Below are 1,821 nucleotides of genomic sequence, written 5' to 3' on the forward strand. Positions count from 1 at the left end.
CAAAATCTCCATGCCTTGCGATATCGCTGGCGCGAACCACCACGAAAGCGCAAGTTTCAGTCCATGCCAAAGCTATCTTAGCGCCTATGCCCTTGTGGGGAGGTCGGACCGCAGGTCCGGGTGGGGGTACTGGCGCCGACCTCTGCGTTTACGCTCCCCGCCACATCGGTATGATCGATGCAGCCAGCACCAGCGCCAGCACGATGTTGAGCGCGCGCCATTGCCATTCGGTCTCGAGCAGCCGTGCCAGCACCATGCCCGCCACGCACCAGATCGACAGCGAGACGGCTGCAGTGAGGCCGAAGGTCGAGCCGAGCAGCAGCGCGAGTTGTCCCGGCCCGTCGGCAAGGGCTGCGAACGAGGCCGCCGCCCCCAGTCCCATCGCCCAGCCCTTCGGGTTCATCCATTGAATGCCGGCGCCGCCGAAGAAGCTGTTGGGTTTTGCCATCGCCACATCGAGATTGGGCGGCCCGGCGCGGCCGATCTTGATTGCCAGCCAGAGGAGATAGAGCGAGCCGATGATTTTCATCGCCAGTTGCAGCGAAGGCATGGCCAGCAGCAGACCGGCGAGCCCGGCGGCGGCAGCAGCGGTCACGGTGGCGAGACCGGCGGCGCTGCCGACCAATAGGGGAACGGAACGGCGAAAACCGAACTGTGCACCTGAGGCAGTCGACAGGGTGGTGGCGATGCCGGGCGTGACGGTGGCCACGAAGGCAAACAGGATGAGCGGAAAGATGGGCTGCAACATGAGGCGTCCTTCATCAAAAGTCCAATGGTAGACTTCCGCATACTTCAGTAAATGCAATGTTTGCGATGGTTGGCATTAGCAGATATAATGCCAACCATGATCCGCAACCTCGACACAGCGCTGATCCGCACCTTCGTCACTGTCGCCGACAAGGCCAGCATGACGGCGGCGGCGAACGCGCTGCATCTGACGCAAGGCGCCGTAAGCCAGCAGATCAAGCGGCTGGAAGAAGCGCTCGGCTGCAGCCTGTTCGAGCGCGACCGGCGTGGCTTGCGGCTGACGCGGCCCGGCGAGCGGCTGTTCGGCAAGGGCAAACGGTTGCTTGGCCTCAATGACGAGATCTGGGCCGAGATGGCGGGCACCGAGGTCGCCGGCCAGGTGCGGCTCGGTGTGCCCTATGACCTTGTCGGCACTTTGCTGGCGCCGGTGCTGAAGGCCTATGCCGAGACCTATCCGCAGGTCGAGATTTCACTGCTCTGTGCGGCTTCGCCGGACCTTGCCGCGGCCCTCGCGGCCGGCACCATCGACCTTGCCGTCATCGAGGAACGGGTCGGCCCGTCGGCCGGTGAGTGCCTGGCCATTGACCGGCTGGTCTGGGTGGGGGCCAAGGGCGGCGTCGCCCGCGCCAAGCGGCCGCTGCCGGTGTCGATCGTCGCCGACACCTGCGCCTTCCGCCCGGTGGTGCTGTCGGCGCTGAACGAGCACGGGCTGGAATGGCGCACCGTGTTCGAGAACGGCAACATCGACGCCACGACCGCGACGGTGCGCTCCGACCTTGCCGTCACCGCCTGGCTGGCCTCCACCGTGCCCGCCGACCTCGACATCCTGCCTTTCGATGCCGGGCTGCCGCCGCTGCCGAATTTTTCCATCAATCTGCATTTGCCGAAGTACGGCACGGCGCCGGCAGCGCAGGAGTTCGCGCGGTATATCCGGGGTGGGTTGGCACGGCGGGCTGTGGCGGCTTGACAGAACTTGCATTGTCCAGCCGATAGATGGGTAACACTTTGAACCGGATACATAGGTGACACTTCTCTCCCCCTATGCGTCCGCCGCAGCGCCAAGCGGATTGGTTG

2 protein-coding genes are annotated in these 1,821 nt (G+C 64.8%); one reads left to right on the forward strand and one right to left on the reverse strand.

The window, feature by feature from the left end; all coding sequences use genetic code 11:
• Window positions 1-148: 148 nt before the first annotated feature.
• Window positions 149-748, reverse strand: coding sequence for a LysE family translocator (locus tag NKI37_RS31800; protein WP_352791843.1), 600 nt, complete (start codon window positions 746-748; stop codon window positions 149-151).
• 87 nt (window positions 749-835) lie between these two features.
• Between NKI37_RS31800 and NKI37_RS31805 the strand changes: the two genes are divergently transcribed.
• On the forward strand, window positions 836-1,714 hold the full coding sequence (locus NKI37_RS31805; RefSeq protein ID WP_460222886.1) for a LysR family transcriptional regulator: 879 nt from the start codon (window positions 836-838) through the stop codon (window positions 1,712-1,714).
• The last annotated feature ends 107 nt before the right edge of the window (window positions 1,715-1,821 follow it).

The sequence above is a fragment of the Mesorhizobium sp. M0626 genome (genome assembly GCF_040320665.1).
Lineage (GTDB): Bacteria > Pseudomonadota > Alphaproteobacteria > Rhizobiales > Rhizobiaceae > Mesorhizobium.